Genomic DNA, 22,325 nt, shown 5'->3' with positions numbered 1-22,325 from the left:
GTGGTTTGGCCCGGCCCGCGTCAGTCCTCCAGATGCGACATCCCCGACAACACCGTCGAGAAGGCGTCCGGCTTGACCTTCAAGTCGCCGGAGAACGCCGCGTCCAGCTCCCCGATCAGGAACAGCACGAAGGCGATCGTCCCGACCGTGCTGATCATCACCAGCCGGTCCCGGACCGCGCCGGTCAGGCCGAAGGCCTGGGCCAGCGCCACGATGATCACCGAATCGGCCACCATGAGCAGCCACAGCGCCGTCGGGATCCGCTTGGCCGCCAGCAGCAGGCGCTGGCGCCGGCTGTCGTCCAGCTCGGTGAGCAGCGCCATGGAGTGCGCGTACAGCGGGTCGTCGCGCTCCGGCGGACCCAGGAGCGTGTAGACCTCCCACAGCTCGGCCAGCGCCGCCCCGGCCCGCTCGCTGGTGCCGCCGCCGGCCAGCCGCGGCCACTCGTCGTGGATGACCAGCCGCGCGTAGGTGCGTGCCGCGCCCTGGACCTGGCGGCGGATCCGCACCGGGAAGCCCCGCGACACGCGTTCCAGGTCGGCCAGCGCGTTGGCCTCGCGGGCGGTGACCGAGTCGGCGTCCGACATGGACTGCCAGACGACCACGACGACGAACCCGACGATCAGCGCGAAGAACGTGCCGACCAGCGCCAGGATCACGCCGAGCAGGCCGTTGTCGTTGCCGGCCAGTCCTCGCGGGAACAGCCAGTGCCCCAGCGGCACCGTCAGATCGGCCACGGCGGCGACCCCGACGATCCGCAGCACGCCGGCCAGCCAGACCGGCCGGTCCTCGGGCAGGAAGCGGAGGCCGAGCGCGGCGCCGGCACCGACGGCGGCTTCGCAGATGATCAGAGCATCGATGAGATCCACTCCGCCCCGGAAGCTATGACGCCTGACAAAGAACGCTAGTCATGTTACAGCGGACTAATGCTCGATATCGGGCGTAACGACCACGACGGCGAGTCGACGACCAGCCCGCTCGGGGCCGGCCACCAGTCGATGAAGTGTTGTCAGTCCCGCGTGCCACACTGCCAACGACCCGAGCCGACCGCTGGCCGCCCGCATCACCATGGCGGGTTCCCGCACCTTGATCGCAGGGGACTACCACCTCTGCGCCGGAGGCATCGTGAAACTGCTCCTCACCTCTGCCGGAGTGAAGAACCCCAGCATCCGGCAGGCCGTCGTCGACCTCCTCGGCAAGCCCATCGAGGAGGCCGACGCCCTGTGCATCCCCACGGCCGGCTACGGACACCCCATGGGGAGCCCGGCCGGTGCCTGGCGCTTCATCACCGGGCAGGCCACCACCCCGATGTGCGAGCTGGGCTGGAAATCCATGGGCGTCCTGGAGCTCACCGCCCTGCCCAGCATCGGCACCGAGCGCTGGCTGCCCTGGGTCGAGCAGGCCGACGTCCTGCTCGCCAACGGCGGCGACGCGCTGTACCTGTGCCACTGGATGCGCCAGTGCGGCCTGGCGGATCTACTGCCGTCCCTGCACGAGAAGGTGTGGGTCGGGCTGAGCGCCGGCAGCATGGTGATGACGCCCCGCATCGGGGAGGACTTCGTCGGATGGAAGTCGACCACCGGCAGCGACGAGACGTTGGGCGTCGTCGATTTCTCCATCTTCCCGCACCTGGACCACCCGGCCCTGCCGGAGAACACCATGGCCGATGCCGAACGCTGGGCGGCCACCCTGTCGAACCCGGCCTACGCCATCGACGACGAGACCGCTGTCAAAGTCGTCGATGGCGTTGTCGAGATCGTCTCCGAGGGCCACTGGCGACTCTTCTGAAGGTCGTCCGAAGCTCACCCACCCGCGATCTTCTCCCGCCGGAAGTAGTCCAACGCCGCCTCGTGCAAGGGCACCGGCTCCGTGAAGATCGCCTCCGCCCGGTTCAGCAACTGCCCGGTGGGCACGCTGCCGATCACCTCCGGATGCGCGAACAGGGCTGTGATCACGTCGCGCACAATTCGATCAGGGGTCTGCGACGTCGTCATCAGCAGGTCCGGGAACGCCACGGTGTCCACGCCGTCCACTCCGGCGTAGGTCTCGGCCGGGATGCGGCCCTGGTGGTACACCGTCCCGTACTCGGCACGGAGCGGCGAGACGACGTCGCCGAGGGGGACCAGGCGCAGGCGTTCCGTGTGCGCCGCGTCCACGACGCGGCCCGTGGGCAGGCCGCCGGACCAGAACACGGCGTCGACCTCGCCCCGGTCGAGGGCGTCGAGCCCCTCGGACAGGCCGAGTTCGGATTCGACTGCCTGCCCGGACAGCCCGGCGGCGGTCAGGATGCGCCGCGCGACGAACGCCGTGCCGGACGTGCTACCGCCCACGGCGACCCGGCGGCCGCGCAGATCGGCCAGGCCGGCGATCGGCGATTCCGCCTTCACGACGAGGTGGATGTAGTCGTCGTACAGGCGGGCCACGGCGCGGTAGTCCGTTCGCACGGTCGCCGGCGCGCCGACCGGCCGAACACCGGCCATCGCGTCGGCCACGGCATCCGCCGCGCAGATCGCGAACGTGGCCGACCCGGCGGCCAGGCGCCGCAGGTTGTCCACCGAGCCGGCGGTCGACAGGACACTGACTTGCACGCGACGGCCCAGCGACGCGGTCAGCGCCTGGCTCAGGGCGGCGGCATAACGGGCGTAGACGCCGCCGTCGACGCCCCCGGCGATCACGATGCGCTCCGGAGCCGTCGCATCGGCGCCGCAGCCGCTGGCGACGGCGGCGACGGTGGCGAGGAGGAGAGCGACAAAGAGTGCTGACATCCGGTGCAGACGGCCCCTCCACCCCACCTCGGCCGACCGCCGGGCCGTCATTGATCCGCCTCCGCGAGGCCGCCATCGCTCTGGGAATCGCACGAGAAACCGCTGGTTGTAGCTTTCTCTACAGGTAGCCGAACCGTCACACAGAACCCTCGCGGCTCCCGCCGCACGAACGTCATCGACCCCTCATTGAGCTCGATCAAATGCCGAGCGATGCTCAACCCCAGCCCCGTCCCCTCAACATTCTGATGCCGCGCACTGCGCCAGAACCGGTCGCCGATGCGCGCCAGTTCTTCCGGCTCCACCCCGGGCCCGGAATCCAGCACTTCGATCAAGGCCGAGTCGGCGCCGCCTTCCACCCGGACCACCACCTCGTCCCCGGCCGGTCCGAACTTGATCGCGTTGTCGAGCAAGGCGTCCAGTACCGTGCCCACCAACACCGGGTCCGCCAGCGCGACGACCGCCGGGTCGCCGGGGGAGTGCGCCGCCTTCGCCGGTTCCGCCTCGTCACCGCCCCCGACCGCCAGCCGCAGCCGCGTCCCCTTCTCCGCGGCCAGCGGCCGCCACGCCGCGAACCGCTCCCGAACCAGCCCCACCACCTCCACCGCCTCCCGCCGCACGGCGACCTGCTCGGCGGTCGCCAGCTGCAACAGGTCGTCGATGATCCGCACCAGGCGCTGCGCCTCGTCCTGCACGTCCGTCAGGTCCGCCGCCCGTTCCGGCGGCAGATCGACTGCCAGGATCCCCAGCCGCAGCATCAACGCCGACAACGGGTTGCGCAGCTGGTGCGAAGCGTCCGCGACGAAAGCCCGCTGGCGCTGCATCGTGTCCTCCACCGCGGTGCCCATCGTGTTGAACGACGAGCCCAACCGCCGCAGCTCGACCGGCCCGGCCGCCGCCGGCACCCGGGCCGACAGCTCGCCGGTGCTGATCCGGTGCGCCGCGTCGTCGAGCACGACGATCGGGCGCAGGATCCAGGACGCGATCCGGGACGCCAGCGTCACACATCCGGCCAGCACCAGCAGATCGGCCGCGATCAGCAGCGCCCACATCCGCCCCACCTGCCCGCGCAGCGCCCGGCTGTCGGAGACCACCAGCACCGCGCCGACCAGCTGGCCGTTGTGCCGGGCCGGGACCGCCAGCGCCAGCGGCCGGGACTCCCACGGCCAGATCCGGGCCGGCTGGTCCCCGTCCTTCAGATGGCGGGCCGCGTCCAGCTGCGCCGGGATCTCGGTGCCGGCCGCCGGCAGCAGACCGGCCAGGGCGTGCGGTTCCACGGCCCCGGTCGTGGCCGCCGGGTCGTCGAAGCGCACCCGCACCGCCACGATCCGGTCGTGCACCTCGTGGTACCGCTCCAGCTCGCCGTCCAGGACCGCCAGATCGTCACGGGTCCGGGCGTCCTGCAACACCGCGGCGAACCGGTTGGCGTCGTTGAGCCGATCCAGGTACACGGCGTGCTGTTCGGAGCTGGCGACGCCGCGCGCCAGCGGGACCGTGAGCGCCAGGAGCACCCCGGCCATCAGAACCGTGAGAATCGCGATGAGACGGAACCGCATAGGCTATCCGGCACGCAGGCGGTAGCCGACGCCGCGCACAGTCTCTATCAGATCCGGCATTCCGAGCTTGCCGCGCAGCGACGCGACGTGCACCTCCAGCGTGCGGCCGGTCCCGTCCCAGCTCGAACTCCAGACCTCGGCCAGGATCTGCTCCCGCCGGAAGACCACCCCGGGCCGCCGCGCCAGCAGCGCGAGCAGGTCGAACTCCTTGCGGGCCAACGCCACCGGGCGGCCGTCCACCTCGACCGTGCGGCCCGCGGTGTCCACTCGCAGCGGGCCCGCCGCGAGCAGCCGGGACGGCGGCTGCGGATCAGCAGTCTGATGATCGGCGGCGATCCCGGCCCGCCGGGTGACGGCGTGGATCCGCGCGATGAGCTCGGTCAGGTTGTAGGGCTTGACCACGTAGTCGTCGGCGCCGAGGTTCAGGCCGTGCACTCGCGAGCGCACGTCGGCGCGCGCCGTGGCCATGATGATCGGCGCGTCGCAGTGCCGGCGGATGTGCTCGCACACCTTGAAACCGTCCTGGTCCGGCAGCCCCAGATCGAGCACGATGACCTCCGGCGCGGGCCCCGCCGGCGCGGTGGCGAGCGCCACCGCCTCGGCCCCGGTGCGGGCGCACGCCACCTCGAAACCGTGCCGGAGCAGGCCGTCTCGCAGGGCGGCCAGGACCCGTTCGTCGTCCTCGACCACGAGCAAACGCATGGGGGCATTATGCGATAGCCCTGTTTCGGCGGCCGGTTCCGCCGCGGGGAGGAAATGGTGCCCGATCGGGATTTGACCGGGCACCGCGGCGGTGAAAAGGCCGTCGGCCGTTGTCGGATCGTTGTCGACGGCTATGCGACGGCGTCCTCGATCGTGGCGGCCGGCACCACCGGCGCACCCTTTCGCGCCCGGCTCAGCCACCGCTGCGCCAGCTGGGCGATGCTCGAAACGCTCATGTTCAGCGCGATGTAGATCGCGCCCAGGACGACCGTGGTCGGCACATAGTTCTGATACGTGACCTCGATCGTGCCGCCGGCCAGCAGCAGCTCCTGATAGGTGACGATCCGGCCGAGCGCGGTGTCCTTCAGCGTCACCACGCACTGGCTGATGATCACTGGAAGCATGGTTCGGACCGCCTGCGGCAGCAGGACCAGCGTCATCACCTGGGTTTTGCGCAGGCCCAGCGCGAAGGCGGCCTCGCGCTGGCCGGAGGGCACGCCGTTCACGCCGGCCCGGAACACCTCGGACAACAGACTGCCGTTGTACAGGGTCAGCGCGATGACCACGGACCACAGCGGCCCCAGGCTCTCCGGGAACGCCGCGAACAGCCCGATCATCATGATCAGCAGCGGGATGGCCCGGAACACCTCGACCACGAGGTTCGCCACCCAGCGCACCGGCGCGTGGTCGGACAGCCGACCGGCGGCCAGCACCGCGCCGAACGTGATCGCGAAGGCGATGGCCATGGCGGCTGCCTTCAGCGTGTTGCCCAGGCCCTCCAGGATCGTGCTCCACACGCTGGGGTCGTCGAACGGCAGCCACAGGTCGGAGACGAACTGCCCGCGGTCGTTGAACCGCACGACGATCCAGGCCACCGCCGCGACCAGGGCCAGACCGGACAGGACGGACGCCGCGAGGATCCGGCGCCGGGCGCGCGGTCCGGGCGCGTCGTAGAGGAAGCCGGTGTCGTTCACGCGTACCTCCAGGTCCGCTCGATCAGCCGGAACACCGCCGAGATCACGAAGACGACCACCATGTAGCCGACCGCGATGCCGATGAACAGCGTCCAGATCTTGTCAGCGTACTCATTCAGCAGATCGTGCAGGGCGCCGGCGCCCTCGGCCACGCCGAACCCGGCGGCCACGGTGCTGTTCTTCCACATCGCGATCATCGTGTTGCCCAGCGGCGGCACCGCCGCGCGCAGCGCCTGCGGCAGGATCACCAAACGCATGCTCTGGCCGAACGTCATGCCGACGGCGCGGGCCGCCTCGGCCTGGCCGCGCGGCACGCTCATGATGCCGGCCCGCACAGCCTCGCAGACGAACGCCGCGGTGTACGCCGACAGCGCCCAGATCGCCCAGGTCAGCGGCTCCGCCGTGAACCCGAGGTGCGGGATTGCCGAGGTGAAGACCATGAAGCACAGGACGAGCGGGGTGTTGCGCAGCACCGAGACGTAGGCGGTGCCGGTCCAGCGCAGCGGGGGCACCGGACTCACCCGCATCACGGCCAGCAGGGTCCCGGTGACGAGGGCGAACAGCGCGGCCCAGCCGGAAAGGATCAGACCCTCGCCGAACGCGTCGAGGATGACGGTGTGGTTGTCCCACAGAAAGCCCACCTGTTGCCTCCCTTCCGCACAGTTGGTTGAGATTGATTCCTGGGTTCGTCCGGGCAGCCGTGCCTGCTGATCAGCCGTTTGCTACGTCTTGCTCGTCAGGTGCGGCTCCGTAAGCCGGAGCCCCCAGGGATCGATCATCCAGTGGATTATCAGAGGTTTGATCCGGGGCGGCCCGCCGCCGTGCCCGCCGCGGAGCGGGCCGCGCCGGGCGGGCCGACCGGATCAGTACTTGTCGACCGCCGGCGGTGTCGGCGCCTGGGTGCCGGCCTGGCCGAGCGTGGCGTTGTACGCCGCGGCCCAGGAGCCGTCGCCGTACGCCTTGGTCAGCTGGTCGTCGAGCCAGGCCCGGAACGCGGTGTCGTCCTTGCCCAGGCCGATGCCGTACTTCTGCTTGTCAGGGTTCACCGACACCGGCAGGTACTTCAGCTGGCCGGCGGACTTGGCCGCGTAGCCCTGCAGAATCGCGCCGTCGGTGGTGACCGCGTCGACCTGGCCGGTGCCCAGCTGGTCCACGCACTGCGAGTAGGTCTCCAGGCCGACCGCGGTCGCCTGCGGGATGTTGGTCTGGATGTTCTTGAAGGAGGTCGAGCCCTTGGCCGAGCAGACCTTCTTGCCGGCCAGGTCGGGCAGGCCGGCGATCTTGCTGTCCTTGGCGACCAGCAGGTCCTGGTCGGTCTCCAGGTAGGGGCCGGCGAACGACACCTTCTGCTTGCGGGTGTCGGTGATCGAGTAGGACGCGATCACGATGTCCACGGTGCCGTTCTGGATGAAGGTCTCACGGTTGGCCGAGACGGCTTCGACCCAGTTGACCTGTTCCGGCTTCAGGCCGAGGTCGGCGGCGATGATCTTGCCGATCTCGACGTCGAAGCCGGTGTACTTGCCGCCGGCCGGATCCTTCAGCCCGATCCCGGGCTGGTCGATCTTGATGCCGATGGTGATCTTGCCGGCCTTGTTCAGCTTCTCCATCGTGCTGCCGGCCGCGAACGACGCCGACGTGGCGACGGTCACGGACGGGGCCGGGCCCTTGTTGTCCGAGCCGTCGGCCTTCTTGGCGCTGCTGCAGGCCGACAGCGCGGACGTGCCGAGGGCGGCGGTCAGGGCAATGGCGGCGATGTGCTTGGTGCGCATCGGAGTATTCACCTCGTGGTTTCTCGAAGGGTCCGGGACTTGCGCCCCGGCAGCGGGCAGCGTCGTACGGCGGCGGCGCGGGGTGACGCCGCTGCCGTACCGGAATTCCGGCCTGGCCGGATCAGTGATGCAGGACCTTGGCCAGGAAGTCCCGGGCCCGGTCGGACGTGGGGGAGGTGAAGAACTCCTCCGGCGTGCTCTCCTCGACCAGCGCGCCGTCGGCCATGAAGACGACCCGGTCGGCGGCCGACCGCGCGAAGCCCATCTCGTGGGTCACGACGATCATCGTCATCCCGTCGGCGGCCAGCGCGCGGATGACGTCGAGCACCTCGCTCACCGTCTCCGGGTCCAGCGCGGAGGTGGGCTCGTCGAACAGCATGAGCTTGGGCTCCATCGCCAACGCCCGCGCGATGGCGACCCGCTGCTGCTGCCCCCCGGACAGCTGCGCGGGGTACTTGTCGGCATGCGCGGCCAGCCCCACCCGCTCCAGCAGCGCCCGCGCCTTCGCGCCGGCCTCCTGCTTGCTCCGCTTCCGCACCTTGACCTGGGCGAGAACCACGTTCTCCAGCGCGGTCTTGTGCGCGAACAGGTTGAAGGACTGGAACACCATCCCGACATCCGACCGCAGCCGGGCCAGCGCTCGGCCCTCCTCGGGCAGCGGCACCCCGTCGATGGTGATGGTCCCGCCGTCGATGGTCTCCAGCCGGTTGACGGTGCGGCACAGCGTCGACTTGCCGGATCCCGAGGGCCCGAGCAACACCACGACCTCACCCCGGTGCACCGTGAGATCGATGTCCCGCAGCACATGCAGCGCGCCGTAGTGCTTGTTGACCCCGGCCATGACCACCAGCGGCTCAGCCACCCCGACCGGAGCGGCCGAGCGGTCGTCCGAGGCCGCGGCGGGCTGCGTCATGGGTCTTCTCCTTCGAACAAAAGGGCGCTTGGTTTCGCGTCAACGTAGACAGGGCGGCACCAGGCAGTCAGCGGTCTTGAGCGAAAACTGAGGTTGGGCCCCGCTGCCCGCACGGCCCCGGAAGGACCCGATACCGGCCCATAACATCCGCGCCAAAAACCGCCGCAATATATACGAGCACTGATTCCATCGCTACCCTGACCGGCGAAGCCCGGCGACCGCCGGGCCCCCGCCACCGCGAAAGGCCCTGCGATGTCCCCACGACCGTCCCGCCTCGCCCTGGCCCTCGGCGCGACCGCCCTCGCCGCAGCCGCGACCGCCACCACCGCCACCACCGCCCACGCCGCCCCGGCCGGCGCCTACAAGCTCGTGTACGTGCACAACTACCAGGACGCCAACGCTCTCGCCGAATGCCGGACCGCCGGCATAGCCGGCGTGTCCGCCGGCAGGTGGGACTACTACCGGTGCATCGAACTCCAGGGCCCGACTTATGTGCAGCTTCAGGGGTGGCTGAACATCAGCTGATGTGCGAAAGGGGGCGGCTCCCTATGGAGCCGCCCCACAAAATCAACAGCCTGAATAACCCCGATTCTCAGCGATCGCCCACACCCATCCGACTCCTGAGATTCTCACCAAGGTCCTTGTCGACAGCAGTGAAGTACTCGACGGCGCGCGCCACGATCGGTGCCTCGACCCCGTCCCGCAAATGCCCCTCGATATTGCCGACCAAGCGCTCCCGCGCCGCGTCGTCAAGCACGTTACGCACAAGGTTTCCAGCCTGAACGAAGTCGTCGTCTTCCGCGTGCGCCGTGTACGCGTGGTGCACGAGTTCGGCGGTCTCGGTGGAGAAGCTCGCGGGGTCGGTGAGTTGCTGTTCCTTCGCCGATGGGCCGCCGTAGCTGTTGGGGGCGTAGACGGCGCCGGTGTTGGCGGGGGTGTGGCGCATGGCGCCGTCCTTCGCGTACGAGTGGATGTCCACGATCGGTTGGTTCGGCGGGAGTTCGCTGTAGTTGGTGCCGATCCGGTAGCGGTGGGCGTCGGGGTAGGAGAACATCCGGCCCAGCAGCATCTTGTCCGGTGAGGTGCCGACGCCGGGGACCAGGTTGGACGGCTCGAAGGCGGCCTGTTCGATGAAGACGTGGTAGTTCTCCACGTTGCGGTCCAGGGTGAACTGCCCGACCTCGATCAGCGGATAGTCGGAGTGCGGCCAGACCTTGGTCAGGTCGAAGGGGTTGAAGCGGTAGCCTGCCGCGTCCTCGAACGGCATCACCTGGACCGACATCTTCCACTGCGGGAGGTCGCGGCGCTCGATCGCCGAGTGCAGGTCGGCGAGGTAGTGGTCGGGATCGGAGCCGGCGAGCTCGGTGGCCTCGGCATCGGTGAGGAAGTCAATGCCCTGCATCGTCTTGAAGTGGTACTTCACCCAGACCTTGGCGCCGGCGGCGTTGATCCACATGTAGGTGTGGGACGAGAACCCGTCCATGTTGCGCCACGTCTTGGGAATCCCGCGGTCGCCCATGAGCCACGTCACCTGGTGCGCCGACTCCGGCGAGCCGGTCCAGTAGTCCCACTGCATGTTGTGGCTGCGCAGGTGGGTCTTCGGGTCGCGCTTCTGCGATCGGATGAAGTCCTGGAACTTCATCGGGTCCCGCATGAAGAACACGGGGGTGTTGTTGCCAACCATGTCGTAGTTGCCGTGCTGGGTGTAGAACTTCAGTGCGAAACCGCGCGGGTCGCGCCAGGTGTCCGGCGAACCCAGCTCCCCGGCGACCGAGGAGAACCGGGCCAGCATCGGGGTGACCCGGCCGGGCTGGAACAAGTCCGCACACGTGTACTGGGAGACGTCGGCGGTCACCTTGAAGGTCCCATGCGCGCCGCCGCCCTTGGCGTGCACGACGCGCTCGGGAACCCGTTCCCGGTTGAACTGCGCCATCTTCTCGATCAAGTAGTTGTCGTGCACCACGATGGGGCCGTCGGCACCGACGCTCAGCGAGTTCTCGTCGCTGAGCACTGGCGCGCCGGCGTTGGTGGTCGTGGTCGGGACTGGTCCGGTGCCCTGGCTCATACGACATCGCTCCCTGCGGACTGCCGGCCACGGATCCTCCGCGGCCGAACGCGATCTCCCCCGACGCATCCAATCACCACCGGCCGTGAGCAGCATTTCCGCACGTTCACCGGACTTGCTGTTTACGACCGAATGGAGCAGCCAACCACCTTCTCGACGATGGGAATCACGGGAGGGGACGGAGGGACGGATGGATACGGCCGTCGCAGTGAAAGGCCGCGGCATCACCAAGGTCTTCGGTGACGTCGTGGCGCTCGACCAGGTCGACCTGAATGTGGCACAGGGCCAGATCCACGGCCTGGTGGGCCCGAACGGCGCCGGCAAGACCACCTTTTTGGGGTTGCTATTGGGGCTGGCGGTCGCTGACGAGGGAAGCCTGGAGATCCTCGGCACTCCGGTGGGCCGTGCCCTGGCAGCGCCGGATGGCGTCTCAGGATTCGTTGACGGACCGGGCCTCTATCCCGCACTCACCGCGAAGCAGAACCTTGTCGCACTCGCCACGCTGCGCGCCGGCGGCGCGGGCACCGCGTCCGTCGACGAGGTCCTGGAGCAGCTGGGGCTTGCCGAGGTCGCCGACGACAAGGTCCGCGGCTTCTCCCTCGGCATGCGCCAGCGGTTGGGCCTGGCGGCGGCGCTGCTGACCCGGCCGCGGCTGCTGGTGCTCGACGAGCCGTCCAACGGCCTGGACCCGGTCGGCAAGAGGCACGTGCACGGCGTCCTGCGCCGGATCGCGGCCGAGGGCACGGCAGTGGTCCTGTCCAGTCATCGGATGGATGACCTGGAGGCGCTGTGCTCCGAGGTCACCATCCTCGCCACCGGGCGCGTGGTGTTCACCGGCCCGTTCAAGAAGCTCTCCGACGAGAATCGCGACCTCGACTACCGGCTGCGCACTTCGGATGCCTCCGCGGCTCGCGCCGTCGCCACATCGACTTCGGGCATCACCATCGTCGAAGGTTCCGACTCCGCGACGCTGACGGACCTCGACGTGGTCGTCGTACGAGCGCGCGTGGCGGCTCTGGACGAACTCGTGGCCCGGATCGTGCGCGCGGATATCGCAGTACGCGAATTGGCTCCCGTCGTCTCGCCGCTGGAAGCGGCGTTCCTCGCCCTGACCGAGCAGGAGGCCGACCGATGACCGCGACCATTGCCGACATCCCCGCCGACGCCCACGCCGCCGGGCCCGGGACAGCGGGCTCGCCCCCGGTCCCGGTGACCCGCATCCTCCACTTCGAGCTCGTCAAGCTGTTCTCCACGTGGCGGGTACGCCTGCTGATTCTGCTGAGCTGGCTCGGCCCGGGCCTGCTGGTCTTCGCGATCGACAAGCAGAGCACCCTGCCCTCGGACACCCTGTTCGGCCGGTGGATGCACACCACCGGCTGGGCCGGGTCGCTGGTGGTGCTCGGCGTCGCCGGCACGTGGGTGCTTCCGTTGATCGCGTCGCTGGTCGCCGGGGACGTGTTCGCCGCCGAGGACCGGCTGGGAACGTGGCGGCATCTGCTGGTCGCGGTCCGGTCGTACCGGCGCCTCTTCGCGGCCAAGGCGATCGCCGGCCTCACCGTGATCCTGCTGCTGGTGACCGGCCTCGCCGCTTCCAGCGTGGAAGGCGGACGACTCGCGGAGGGGAGCCGCCCGCTCGTGGGCCTGGACGGCCACCTGCTCACCGGCGGCGACGCGTTCGTCAAGGTGCTGCTGGCCTGGGCGTGCGCGCTGGCGCCGACGCTCGCCCTGGCCGCCATCGGCCTGCTCGGCTCCGTCGCGCTGGGCCGGTCGCCGATGGGTCTGCTGTTGCCCATGCTGGCCGCCCTCGGGATGCAGGTGGCGCAAATGCTTCCGCTGCCGGTCGCGGTGCGCGTGGCCCTGCCCGGTTACGCGTTCATCTCCTGGAACGGCCTCTTTACCGATCCCCAGCAGCTCGGACCGTTGCTGGTCGGTGTCGGGGTCAGCCTGGCCTGGGCCCTCGTCGCGACCGCGCTGGCCTATCGGCTGTTCCTGCGCCGGGACTTCACCAACCCCGACAACGACGGCGCGGGACGAAGGGTACTGACTTGGGGAGTCGCACCGTTGGCCGGGCTGCTGGCCGCGACGGTCGGTGTCGTCGCCGTCGCGACCGGCGCCAAGGTCGCGACCGGCTCCGGCGTCGGTCAGGACAAAGTGCAGCGGTCGGTGGCCACGGTGTTCGCGCATCTCTACCGGTTGCAGCAAGCGCAGATGTATCACCCGCCGATCACCGAAGCGCAGTTGCGGACGGCCGCGGTCTGTTCCAAGAGCGACGGGCTCGGTGCGCAGCAGGGGCCCGGCAACGACTGGCGCTGCACGGTCTCCTGGCTCGTTCCCGGCAGTACCGTCACGGCCCAGGCTCTGTACCAGCTCAACGTCACGGCGAACGGACGGTACATCGCCGACGGAGACGGACCGCAGCAAGTGAACGGCTACTTCTTGATCGTCACCCCGGGCCGGGTGACGACGAACCCGTTGTGGCAGTTCGACGGCGACGTCGATCTGCTCGCAGGCCACTGATTCCCGTGCCCTGCGCCTGGGACGGGAAACGAGGGATGAAACCTTGGCGACCGTCTAAATGTTCTTATTCGGGATCCTTGCGGTGATCTTGTCTTGTCGTGACGATACGCGACAAGGGGTTGGCCACGCCCCATCACGGGAACCTTCGGGAGGAGATTCGATGGCAAGGTGGAAACTCCGCATTGCGGGCGTCGCAGTACTAGGGCTCGCATTGGCCGGACTGGAGCTGGGGACGGCCTCGGGACAGGGCACGACCCGGCCGGAGACCGGTCCCGGTTCCTGCACCTTGAAGGGATGGAACCCCAGCACCGATCCCTTGAACGCGGCCAGCCTCCCGGTCGGACAGCGGCCGCAGAGCTACAAGCCGGACGACTACGACTGCACCGGCGCCGTGTTCGCGGCGCCGGGCGTGGAATTCTCGAAGTTCCCGCAGCCCAAGAACTTCGCCATCTCCAACCAGACCGTGTCGAAGGTTGACCAGGCCGGGGTGCAGAACTATTCGGCGCCCACGGCGGCCGTGAACCCGCTGGCGCCGTACTTCCCGCCGTTCCAGCACTTCGTCATCATCTACCGCGAGAACCACACCTTCGACGACTACCTCGGGGACTGCGCCAGCACGGTCGCGGCCGGATGCAACGGGCAGGTGCAGAGCACCAACCACGTGAGCTCCGTACCGAACCTGCACAACCTGGCCAAGACCTACGGCCTCGACGACGCCTACAGCACCGGTGTCCAGCCGCCTTCCGGGCCGAACCACTGGTTCCTGTTCTCCGGCCAGTCGTCCTCCAGCTCGCAGCAGCAGTCGTATCCGGCCGCCACCGGGACGCAGTTCGACCGCTTCCTCACCGGCGCCAACGGGCCGGCGGACGAAGGCACCAACGCGTGCACGCCGCCGACCGGCAGCGGTAGCGGCAGCAGCCCGTACACGTTCGTCATGAACGGCGACTTCTACTGGATGCTCAACAGCGGCAGCGGCTATTGGAAGAACCCCGCGACCGGCAAGGTCGAGGTGCTCCCGCCGAACCGTCCGGGCACCAACATCCCCGAAGAGTTGCACTACAACGAGTACGCGTGCTCCAACCAGAGCCTGCCGGACAGCACGATCTCCAACGACTACATCAACTTCGTCAACACCAACGGCCTGCCGGCCTACAGCTACGTCGAGCTGTTCAACGACCACCCCGGCACCTACCAGGACATCCCGGGCAACGACACCGCGACGAACAACGTGGTGAGCTCCATCATGAACAACGCGGCGTACAAGGACAACACGCTGATCGTGGTGACCGAGGACGACACGCAGAACGGCAACAACGGCCCGGACCACGTCAGCAACACCTACCGGGTGCCGCTGGTCGTCATCGGCTCGCCGACGTACGTCAAGCAGCACTACCTGAGCCACGTCGCCTACACCACCAGCAACGTGCTGGCGGCGATGGAGCGCACGATGGAGAACGTGCACTCGGGCATCATCGACCCGAACGACAACCTCGGCCTGTCGACGTTCCCCATGACCAGCAACGACCAGTCCGCGCTCGGCGACCCGCTGGAGGACTTCTGGGCGCAGGGCACGACGCCGCTGTCGGCAAAAGCCACCGGCACGCCGAGCACCGGCAACGCACCGCTGGCGGTGACCTTCACCGGCACGGCCACCGGGGGCACCGCGCCGTACAGCTACAAGTGGACCTTCGGTGATGGCGCGACGAGCACAGCGCAGAACCCGAGCCACACCTACACCGCGGCGGGTACGTACACTGCGACGCTGACAGTGACCGACAGCTCGTCGCCGGTGAAGACGGCCACATCGCAGGTCACTACGACAGTCAGCGCTGTCGGCAACCCGTTGGCCGCTTCCGCCTCCGGGAGCCCGACCTCGGGGCAGGTGCCGCTGAGCGTCGCCTTCACAGGGACCGCGACCGGCGGCACCCCGGCGTACAACTACGCCTGGACCTTCGGTGACGGCGCGACGAGCACGGCGCAGAACCCGAGCCACACCTACAGCACCGCTGGTACCTATACCGCGACGCTGACCGTCACCGACAGCGCTTCGCCGGTGAACTCCGCGTCGTCGACCGTCACGATCACCGCCTCGCCGATCGCGGCCACGGTGCCAGGCGCCCCCACTGGTCTGACCGCGACTCCCGGGACCGGCCAGGTATCGCTGAGTTGGACGCCACCGGCCAACAACGGTGGTGAGAACATCACCGCCTACCACGTGTATCGCGGCACGGCGAGCGGCGGCGAGACTCTGCTGACCAGTGGTGGGTGCAGCGGCCTGGCGGCGGTGACATCGTGCACTGATACCGGCCTGACCGCTGGGCAAACGTACTACTACAAGGTCACAGCGGTGAACCCGCTCGGGGAGGGCGCGCAGAGCAACGAAGCCTCCGCCACACCGACCGGTACCGGCTGCCAGGCGCAGCAACTGCTCGGCAACCCCGGATTCGAGAACGGGAGCTCCAACCCCGCGCCGTGGGTCGTGACCTCGACGCACACGCCCTTGTCAATCATCAGCAAGAGCACTTCCGAGTCGGCACGCAGCGGGAGCTGGTACGCCTGGCTCGACGGCTGGGGGAAGGCGACGACGGACACCGTCGCGCAGACGGTGACGCTGCCGGCGAGCTGTACGAACTACACGTTCAGCTTCTGGTTGCACGTCAACACAGCCGAGACCTCCACCTCGTCTGCCTATGACACGCTCAAGGTCCAGGTACTCAACAGCTCCGGGACGGTCCTGAGCACATTGGCGACGTACTCCAACCTCAACCACAACACCGGATACACGCAGCACAGCTTCAGCCTCGGCGCCTACGCGGGCCAGCAGGTGACGCTGAAGTTCCTCGGTGTGGAGGACTACACGCTCCAGACCTCGTTCGTCCTCGACGACACCGCGCTGAACGTCAGCTGACGGTATCAGTGCTTTGATTCCGGGCGGGAGACGCGTGCAGACCGCGTGAACCCGCCGCCGTCCCGGCATCCTCGCGATGCCGGGACGGTTTTCGTTGTCGTCCATCCGTGTGATGTTCGCTCGCTGGCGGCGCGTATGAGTACTCGGATGTGCCGTAAGGGGCAGAATGATCTATAGAAGGGTGGTTTGCGAATTGCGATTGGAGTTTGAGTGATTGTGGCTGCGGCAGCGTTGTCGGCGCCGGACGGCGGGACGGCCCCCGTGCTGCGCAAATTGCCGCAGGTGACGGCGCTGTTCTGGGCCTTGAAGACCGTCGCGGTGACCCTTGGCGAGACTGCGGGCGATCTTTTGGGGATCAGTTTCGGGCTCGGCTATGCGACCACCGCGGTTGCCTTCGCAGCCTTCTTTCTGGTGGTGATCGTGGCGCAGGTGCGGTCGTCCCGGTTCCGTCCGGCGCTGTATTGGGCCGTGGTCCTGGCCACCAGCCTGGTCGGCACCGAGATCTCCGACTTCCTCAACCGGGGCTTCGGCCACGGAAGCGCCCAGCACGGCATCGGCTATGGCTGGGGCGCGACCCTCCTGACCGCGGTGCTCGGGCTGGTCTTCCTCGTGTGGTGGCGGACCGGCCAGACCTATGACGTGGAGAACATCATCGGCCGCACTGGCGAGGTGCTGTACTGGACCGCGATCTTGGTTTCGAACACGCTGGGCACTTCCACAGGGGACTGGCTCGCCGACGAGACCGGGCTTGGTTTCCGGGGAGCCTTCGCGCTGATCGCTCTTGTGCTGCTGCTGATTCTGGCGGTGCACTACCTGACTTCGGTCAACAGCGTGTTCTTGTTCTGGCCGGCCTTCGTCCTCACTCGGCCCCTCGGCGCCGCCGGGGGAGACGCGCTGACGAAGTCTGCCGAGCAGGGCGGTCTCGGGTGGGGGACCGCGGGCGGCAGCGTCGTGCTGACCGCCCTGCTGGTCCTGCTCATTGCGTACCAGACGCGGGATGTGGGACGCAGGACCCTGTCTACGGCTCCGCTCCAGTAACCGATTCGACGCTCTAGTGTTCGGGGCTGCCGTTTCTACGAGTTTTCAGGTACTCGAAGAGGATCGGCAGCAGCGAGAGTAGGACGATCACCAGGGTGATCGGGATGATGTACTTGTCGACCTTGTCAGCGCTGATCGCATTGCTGGCGAAGCGTCCCAGCAGCAGGACACCGACACTCCAGAGCACGCCGCCGATCGCGTTGTAGACGAGGAACCGGCGCGCGGACATGTCCAAGGTGCCGGCGACGGGGTTCATGAACGTCCGCACGATCGGAATGAACCGCGCAAGGATCACGGCCTTCGCCGGACCGTACTTGATGAACACCTCCTCGGCCTTGTCCACATGCTCGCGCTTGAACAACCGGGAGTCCGGCCGGTTGAACAACCGCCGGCCGTACCGCGCACCGAGATAGTGCCCCAACTGCGCGCCCGCGACCGCACAGATCGGCACAGTGAGGAGCAGCAACGGCAACGAGAGGTGCTGGGCACCCTTCCCACTCAACGTGAGCAGACCGGCGATGAACAGCAACGAGTCACCGGGCAGGAAGAAGCCGACCATAAGGCCGGTCTCGGCAAAGACGATGGCGCACACGCCGAGAACAGCAAAGTTCCCGAGCGCCTGGATCCAGTCGTGAGCGTTGATCGGATTGAAGGCCATCGGCGACGAGGCCAGGTCCAGGGCAGTGGATAGAGACACGACCCACATGCTACAGCGTGTAGTAAGATAAGTGGCGACGACCGATGGTCGATGAGCACAACATGTGCCCGCGCTGGCCGAACCCAAACGGCCGGAATGCGCACCCCGCCAGCATCGATTTCGCCGAAATAGCGGCTGGCGGAGCCTGGATGAGGAGATGAGCTGTTGGCAGCCCGGCGCTGGAGTCGGCGAGCGCCGACATCGGGTGGCCCATGAGTTCGTGGCCCATCGGTCGCGCGACCTGCGGAGCGGCAGCCGCTAGCGCGCAGCAAATGCGCCTTGGCTAGCGGCTACTTTGTTAGGCAGCCAGCCGCCCCGGGAGCGACTGCGATGTCGGGCAGCAGGTGTGCCTTGGCTATCGCTGCGCTGCTGGGCAATAGCTGCATCGGTCAGCGGGTGTGTTTCGGCAAGCGGCTGCGCTGTCAGGCAACATCTGCCTTGGGGAGCGGGGCTGCGCTGTTGGGCAGCGGGCGTGCCTTGGGCTAGCGGCGGCATGGGTCAGCGGCCGCGCTGCCGAGCCCTGAGCCGTTGGTTCGGTACAGCCCTCCTCAACCGGCGTCGTCTGATGCGGTGGCGTCGGTCGCGGTCGCGGTCGCGGTCGCGGTGGCATCGGCCGTCGTCGCATGGATGGTGAATATCTGATCGAGTCCGGCCCGCGCGAAGATCCTTGCGACTCGGCCGGGTACGGCTGCCAAGGCCATTGTGGCGCCGGCCGCTACCGTGAGTCTTCGGGCGACCAGCATGGCGGTGATGCCGCTGGAGTCGCAGAAGGCCAGGTCGCTCAGGTCGATGACCAGGCCGTGGTTCGGGCTCAGGGGCTGGGCTTCGACGGCGGCGCGGAGTTGGGGGGCGGTGTGGAAGTCCAGGTCTCCGGTCAGTTTGAGGATGCGCCAGGAACCGCCGGTGCTGGTGGCGATGGCCAGGGCGTTCACTGTGGTTCTCCGTCTGCCGGATGTGGGGGCACGCTCAAAGCCAGTAGTGCGGTGTCGTCGTCCAGGCCTTCGCCGAACGAGTCCAGCAGCTTGGTCAAGGCGTGGATGAGGTGCGGGGCGGTTGTGGGTGCCAGACGAGTCGCGAATGCCAGCAGTGCCGTGTCGCCGAATCGGTCGTCGTGCGCGTCGGCATCGACCGGCGCCTCGGCATCGACCGGCGTGTCGCTATCGACCAGCGCGTCGGCATCGACCAAGGCTCCGCCGCCATGCGCCTCGGTCAGCCCGTCCGTATACAGCAGCAGCGTGTCGCCCGGCCGCAGGCGCACGGTGGTGGTGGCGATGTGGACCTCCTCCAGGACGCCGATGAGCTGGCCGCCGGGGGTGGGGAGGTAGGCGGCGGTGCCGTCGGCGGACAGCAGCAGGGCCGGCGGGTGGCCGCCGCTGGCCAGGGTCGCGGTGTAGCCGTCGCCGTTGGGGTCGGGCGTCAGCAGTCCGAACACGACGGTGCAGAATCGCAGGTCGGGGCCGGGGAACTCCTGGTTGAACACCGCGTTGACGTTGGAGAGCACCTCGGCCGGGTCGGAGTCGAAGACCGCCGCTGAGCGCAGTGCGTAGCGCGCGAGCGAGGTCACCGCCGCGGCGACGGCGCCTTTGCCGCACACGTCGCCCAGGAACAGCCCCCACTTGCCGCCGGGCAGCGGGAACAGGTCGTAGAAGTCGCCGCCGACCTCGTCGACGGAGGCGATGGCGTAGTGCGCGGCGACCTCCGTCCCCTCGGGAGCGGCCAGGACCGGCGGGAGCAGCGTGCGCTGCAGTGTGGCGGCCAGGCGGCGGTAGCCGTCGCTCCTGTCCTCGGCCAGTCGGAGGGCTTCGTCCGCCGCAGCGTGGGCCGTCTCAGCTTCCTGACGGGCCCGCAGCAGCTCGGTCTCGTAGGCGCGGCGGTCGCGGGCGTCGGTCACCGTGGTGCGGATCAGCAGCGGCTCCCCGCCGGCGCCCTTCTTGACCACGGACGTGACCAGCACCGGCAGCCGCCCGCCGTCGGCGGTCCTCAGCTCCAGGGCGATGCCGTTGACCTGCCCCTGCATCTGGAGCAGCGGGGCGAAATGGGTCTCGTGGTAGAGCTTGCCGCCGACGGTCAGCAGGTCGGAGAAGCGCATGCGGCCGACGACGTCGGGCCGGCGGTGGCCCAGCCAGTCCAGCAGGGTGGTGTTGATCTTGGCGATGCGGCCGTCGAGCATGGTGGACAGGTAGCCGCACGGGGCGTGTTCGTACAGGTCGTCGGTGCTGTCCTCCAGCAGCGCGGAGAACTCGGCCCGCTCCTCGTCGTGGCTGCCGCATCCCGCCGTCGCGCCCGATTCCGACGCGGATCCCGGCGGCATCAGCCCGCACCCCCGACGAAGCCCGCGCCCCCGACGAACTCGGCGATCGCCTCGGCGGTGGCCTCCGGCGCGCTGAGCTGCGGGCAGTGCCCGGTCGCGTCCAGCGTGACGAGGGTGCTGCCGGCCACCTGTGCGTGGACGAACGCGCCGACCTCCATCGGCGCGATCGCGTCCCGGGAGCATTGCAGTACCAGCGTCGGCACGGCGACCCCGGCCAGGTCGGCGCGGTGGTCGGACAGGAACGTGGCGCGGGCGAAGGACGCGGCGATCACCGGATCGGTGCGGCAGAAGCTGTTCGTCAGCTCCCGGCCCAGCTCCGGACGCTCCGGGTTGCCCATGATCACCGGCGCCATGGCTCGCGACCAGCCCAGGTAGTTGCTGTCCAGAGATTCCAGCAGTTCCTCGATGTCCTGCGCGCTGAACCCGCCCCGGTAGGAATCGTCGTCGATGTAGCAGGGCGACGGCGTCAGCAGCACCAGCTGCGCGAACAGCTCCGGCTCGCGGACCGCGGCCAGCACCCCGATCATCGAGCTGACCGAGTGCCCGACGAACGTCACCGGCCCCAGGCCCAGGTCACGCAGCACGTCCAGGACGTCGTCGGCGTAGCCCGCCAGCGTCGCGTGCCGCTGCGGGCTCCACGCGGACAGGTCCGAACTCCCCGCGCCGAGGTGGTCGAACAGCACCACGCGGAACCGCCGGGCCAGCGTCGGCACCACCAGGTGCCACATGTTCTGGTCGCATCCGAACCCGTGCGACAGGACGACCACCGGCGCGTCCGGACGCCCGGTGACTGTCACGTTGTTTCGCGAGCGGATGTCAACCACCAGACCATCGTGTCACTAATACGCGGCGCGCATCGCCACCGGTGCCGGTGAACTTCACGGCCGCCCTGCGCGGTCGGGCGGGCGGATGCGGCTCCGGACGGTCGCGGCGAGCCGCCGCACGCGCGACAGGACCCTGATGACGGCTGGCAGAACGGCCGAGGGAGCCGAACCGTCCCCCGCGTCGGACGCGATCAGTTCATTGATCCGATCACGGTTGTCGGTCTTCGTCCGGGTGAGCCGTGTGGCGGCTTCGAACCTCGCGTGGGCATCGGCGATCCGGCCGGGGATGCTGTCGCGTTGTGCTTGCCGCAGCGCCTCGTAGGCCTGAAGGCTGTCCGCGATGGCGGCCTCCAGCTGTTCTTCCGCCAGACCGCGCATGGCGTACAGGTCCCGGCGCCAGGCCAGCCGCACGATGGTCTCGGCGTCGTGCACTAGGCTGCCGGGATCGGGGACGGACGGCGCGGCGCCGGACCTGATCGAGGACCCAGACCTGGCGGCCCGGATGCGACGGAAGACAGCCATCCGCGGCGCCCGGTTCACAGGCCGGCCGCGCGGGAGACGGGTCCGCCGGTGTGGCCCGGGGATTGCCCGGACAAGGAAATGTGTATGACTCCGCGCCTTCGACGAGGCGCGACGTGAGTCAGCAGCTGGGCCGCAGACGTGAGCGGCCAGGGCGGACACGGAGCCGCGCCGGTTGTTAGCGCCGGGGTCCAGGACGCTCGGGGTAGCGCTTCGCAGCTTACACCGGTCGACGCGAACACGTGTTCAAACGTGTATTCATCCGGTGCGGGGATTCGCTCTTTGTTGTTCTGCCGGCGCGACCCCGACACCGACTTCCGCGACCATCCCGCCACAGGCCGAGGCCGCCGCTGCGGCAGCAGCGACGGCCCGGTCGTGGGTCGGTCGGTCTCGTGGTCCGGCATCGCCAACAGCGTCGTCATCCTCTGGCGGGCGCTATCGCGTTCCAGCGGGCTTAGTGGCGCAGCCCGTGGCGGCGGCTGGTGCCCAGGCCGCGTCCGCCACCGTCGACCAGGTGCATGATGCCCAGCAGCAGGATCGCTCCGGCGAAGGCGGTGATCCACGTGGAGATGTTGAAGAAGCCCTGGATATTGTTGACGTGGAACACCTTGTCGGCGATCCAGCCGCCGAGCAGCGCTCCGGCGATGCCGATCACGGTGGTGACGATGATGCCGTGCGGACTGCCCATGACCTTGTCGGCGATCAGGCCGACGACGAGTCCGAGCACGATCCAGGCGATGATGCCCATGATGGGTCCTCGTATTCCTCCC

At 68.7% G+C, this 22,325-nt stretch carries 21 protein-coding genes; 6 read left to right on the top strand and 15 right to left on the bottom strand.

Annotated elements, in window-relative coordinates; all coding sequences use genetic code 11:
• Positions 1-20 precede the first annotated feature (20 nt).
• Positions 21-869 (bottom strand): bestrophin-like domain, encoded by an 849-nt coding sequence (locus ABD481_RS00480; RefSeq protein WP_344663430.1) that lies wholly within the window; start codon positions 867-869, stop codon positions 21-23.
• Positions 870-1,125: 256 nt separating this feature from the next.
• Here ABD481_RS00480 and ABD481_RS00475 point away from each other — a divergent pair, with 256 nt between their 5' ends.
• Positions 1,126-1,788: a Type 1 glutamine amidotransferase-like domain-containing protein gene (locus ABD481_RS00475; RefSeq protein WP_344663429.1), complete on the top strand. Its 663-nt coding sequence runs from the start codon at positions 1,126-1,128 to the stop codon at positions 1,786-1,788.
• A 14-nt stretch (positions 1,789-1,802) separates the two neighbouring features.
• Here ABD481_RS00475 and ABD481_RS00470 read toward each other — a convergent pair whose 3' ends face one another.
• From ABD481_RS00470 to ABD481_RS00440, 7 genes are all read right to left on the bottom strand, one after another.
• Positions 1,803-2,765 carry a TAXI family TRAP transporter solute-binding subunit gene (locus ABD481_RS00470; protein ID WP_344663428.1) on the bottom strand — a complete coding sequence of 321 codons (963 nt, stop codon included), beginning with the start codon at positions 2,763-2,765 and terminating at the stop codon, positions 1,803-1,805.
• Positions 2,766-2,812: 47 nt separating this feature from the next.
• Positions 2,813-4,318: a HAMP domain-containing sensor histidine kinase gene (locus ABD481_RS00465; protein WP_344663427.1), complete on the bottom strand. Its 1,506-nt coding sequence runs from the start codon at positions 4,316-4,318 to the stop codon at positions 2,813-2,815.
• 3 nt (positions 4,319-4,321) lie between these two features.
• Positions 4,322-5,020 carry a response regulator transcription factor gene (locus ABD481_RS00460; RefSeq protein WP_344663426.1) on the bottom strand — a complete coding sequence of 233 codons (699 nt, stop codon included), beginning with the start codon at positions 5,018-5,020 and terminating at the stop codon, positions 4,322-4,324.
• A 131-nt stretch (positions 5,021-5,151) separates the two neighbouring features.
• Entirely contained in the window at positions 5,152-5,994 is an 843-nt protein-coding gene (locus ABD481_RS00455; RefSeq protein ID WP_344663425.1) for an amino acid ABC transporter permease, read from the bottom strand.
• Positions 5,991-6,635, bottom strand: coding sequence for an amino acid ABC transporter permease (locus tag ABD481_RS00450; protein WP_344663424.1), 645 nt, complete (start codon positions 6,633-6,635; stop codon positions 5,991-5,993). Before ABD481_RS00450 ends, ABD481_RS00455 begins: the two co-directional genes overlap by 4 nt.
• A gap of 222 nt (positions 6,636-6,857) precedes the next feature.
• Positions 6,858-7,763, bottom strand: coding sequence for a glutamate ABC transporter substrate-binding protein (locus ABD481_RS00445; protein ID WP_344663423.1), 906 nt, complete (start codon positions 7,761-7,763; stop codon positions 6,858-6,860).
• Between the two features lie 121 nt (positions 7,764-7,884).
• Positions 7,885-8,604 (bottom strand): amino acid ABC transporter ATP-binding protein, encoded by a 720-nt coding sequence (locus ABD481_RS00440; RefSeq protein ID WP_425559087.1) that lies wholly within the window; start codon positions 8,602-8,604, stop codon positions 7,885-7,887.
• Positions 8,605-8,928: 324 nt separating this feature from the next.
• Between ABD481_RS00440 and ABD481_RS00435 the strand changes: the two genes are divergently transcribed.
• Entirely contained in the window at positions 8,929-9,201 is a 273-nt protein-coding gene (locus ABD481_RS00435) for a hypothetical protein (protein WP_344663421.1), read from the top strand.
• Positions 9,202-9,268: 67 nt separating this feature from the next.
• Here the strand turns inward: ABD481_RS00435 and ABD481_RS00430 are convergent, their stop codons facing one another.
• Positions 9,269-10,741 (bottom strand): catalase, encoded by a 1,473-nt coding sequence (locus ABD481_RS00430; protein ID WP_344663420.1) that lies wholly within the window; start codon positions 10,739-10,741, stop codon positions 9,269-9,271.
• A gap of 190 nt (positions 10,742-10,931) precedes the next feature.
• Here ABD481_RS00430 and ABD481_RS00425 point away from each other — a divergent pair, with 190 nt between their 5' ends.
• The 4 genes from ABD481_RS00425 (at position 10,932) to ABD481_RS00410 (ending at position 17,204) form a co-directional block, all read left to right on the top strand.
• A complete protein-coding gene (locus ABD481_RS00425; protein ID WP_344663616.1) occupies positions 10,932-11,876 on the top strand; it encodes an ABC transporter ATP-binding protein in 945 nt (314 codons plus the stop codon).
• Positions 11,873-13,258, top strand: a complete 1,386-nt coding sequence (locus ABD481_RS00420) for an ABC transporter permease (protein ID WP_344663419.1) — start codon at positions 11,873-11,875, stop codon at positions 13,256-13,258. Before ABD481_RS00425 ends, ABD481_RS00420 begins: the two co-directional genes overlap by 4 nt.
• Before the next feature lie 160 nt (positions 13,259-13,418).
• On the top strand, positions 13,419-16,166 hold the full coding sequence (locus ABD481_RS00415; RefSeq protein WP_344663418.1) for a PKD domain-containing protein: 2,748 nt from the start codon (positions 13,419-13,421) through the stop codon (positions 16,164-16,166).
• A gap of 210 nt (positions 16,167-16,376) precedes the next feature.
• Positions 16,377-17,204, top strand: coding sequence for a COG4705 family protein (locus ABD481_RS00410; RefSeq protein WP_344663417.1), 828 nt, complete (start codon positions 16,377-16,379; stop codon positions 17,202-17,204).
• 13 nt (positions 17,205-17,217) lie between these two features.
• Here the strand turns inward: ABD481_RS00410 and ABD481_RS00405 are convergent, their stop codons facing one another.
• The 6 genes from ABD481_RS00405 to ABD481_RS00380 form a co-directional block, all read right to left on the bottom strand.
• Positions 17,218-17,910 carry a DedA family protein gene (locus ABD481_RS00405; protein ID WP_344663416.1) on the bottom strand — a complete coding sequence of 231 codons (693 nt, stop codon included), beginning with the start codon at positions 17,908-17,910 and terminating at the stop codon, positions 17,218-17,220.
• Positions 17,911-18,449: 539 nt separating this feature from the next.
• Positions 18,450-18,833 carry an STAS domain-containing protein gene (locus ABD481_RS00400; protein ID WP_344663415.1) on the bottom strand — a complete coding sequence of 128 codons (384 nt, stop codon included), beginning with the start codon at positions 18,831-18,833 and terminating at the stop codon, positions 18,450-18,452.
• Complete coding sequence (locus ABD481_RS00395; protein WP_344663414.1) at positions 18,830-20,212, bottom strand: SpoIIE family protein phosphatase; 1,383 nt, start codon at positions 20,210-20,212, stop codon at positions 18,830-18,832. The genes ABD481_RS00400 and ABD481_RS00395 overlap by 4 nt, the downstream gene beginning before the upstream one ends.
• Positions 20,212-21,036, bottom strand: coding sequence for an alpha/beta fold hydrolase (locus ABD481_RS00390; RefSeq protein ID WP_344663413.1), 825 nt, complete (start codon positions 21,034-21,036; stop codon positions 20,212-20,214). Before ABD481_RS00390 ends, ABD481_RS00395 begins: the two co-directional genes overlap by 1 nt.
• Positions 21,037-21,090: 54 nt before the next feature.
• Entirely contained in the window at positions 21,091-21,468 is a 378-nt protein-coding gene (locus tag ABD481_RS00385; protein ID WP_344663412.1) for a hypothetical protein, read from the bottom strand.
• Between the two features lie 541 nt (positions 21,469-22,009).
• Positions 22,010-22,303 carry a GlsB/YeaQ/YmgE family stress response membrane protein gene (locus tag ABD481_RS00380; protein WP_344663411.1) on the bottom strand — a complete coding sequence of 98 codons (294 nt, stop codon included), beginning with the start codon at positions 22,301-22,303 and terminating at the stop codon, positions 22,010-22,012.
• Positions 22,304-22,325: the final 22 nt, after the last annotated feature.

This window comes from Catenulispora yoronensis, assembly GCF_039531695.1.
GTDB lineage: Bacteria > Actinomycetota > Actinomycetes > Streptomycetales > Catenulisporaceae > Catenulispora > Catenulispora yoronensis.
The sequence above is the reverse complement of the archived record's forward strand: the minus strand, read 5'-3'. Positions and strand labels throughout refer to the sequence as shown.

Coding starts and splice junctions, on each gene's coding strand:
- ABD481_RS00380 (WP_344663411.1), bottom strand. CDS start 22,303: ATGGGCATCATCGCCTGGATCGTGCTCGGACTCGTCGTCGGCCTGATC.
- ABD481_RS00420 (WP_344663419.1), top strand. CDS start 11,873: ATGACCGCGACCATTGCCGACATCCCCGCCGACGCCCACGCCGCCGGG.
- ABD481_RS00440 (WP_425559087.1), bottom strand. CDS start 8,604: ATGGCCGGGGTCAACAAGCACTACGGCGCGCTGCATGTGCTGCGGGAC.
- ABD481_RS00430 (WP_344663420.1), bottom strand. CDS start 10,741: ATGAGCCAGGGCACCGGACCAGTCCCGACCACGACCACCAACGCCGGC.
- ABD481_RS00435 (WP_344663421.1), top strand. CDS start 8,929: ATGTCCCCACGACCGTCCCGCCTCGCCCTGGCCCTCGGCGCGACCGCC.
- ABD481_RS00425 (WP_344663616.1), top strand. CDS start 10,932: ATGGATACGGCCGTCGCAGTGAAAGGCCGCGGCATCACCAAGGTCTTC.
- ABD481_RS00415 (WP_344663418.1), top strand. CDS start 13,419: ATGGCAAGGTGGAAACTCCGCATTGCGGGCGTCGCAGTACTAGGGCTC.
- ABD481_RS00445 (WP_344663423.1), bottom strand. CDS start 7,763: ATGCGCACCAAGCACATCGCCGCCATTGCCCTGACCGCCGCCCTCGGC.
- ABD481_RS00465 (WP_344663427.1), bottom strand. CDS start 4,318: ATGCGGTTCCGTCTCATCGCGATTCTCACGGTTCTGATGGCCGGGGTG.
- ABD481_RS00470 (WP_344663428.1), bottom strand. CDS start 2,765: ATGTCAGCACTCTTTGTCGCTCTCCTCCTCGCCACCGTCGCCGCCGTC.
- ABD481_RS00395 (WP_344663414.1), bottom strand. CDS start 20,212: ATGCCGCCGGGATCCGCGTCGGAATCGGGCGCGACGGCGGGATGCGGC.
- ABD481_RS00405 (WP_344663416.1), bottom strand. CDS start 17,910: ATGTGGGTCGTGTCTCTATCCACTGCCCTGGACCTGGCCTCGTCGCCG.
- ABD481_RS00460 (WP_344663426.1), bottom strand. CDS start 5,020: ATGCGTTTGCTCGTGGTCGAGGACGACGAACGGGTCCTGGCCGCCCTG.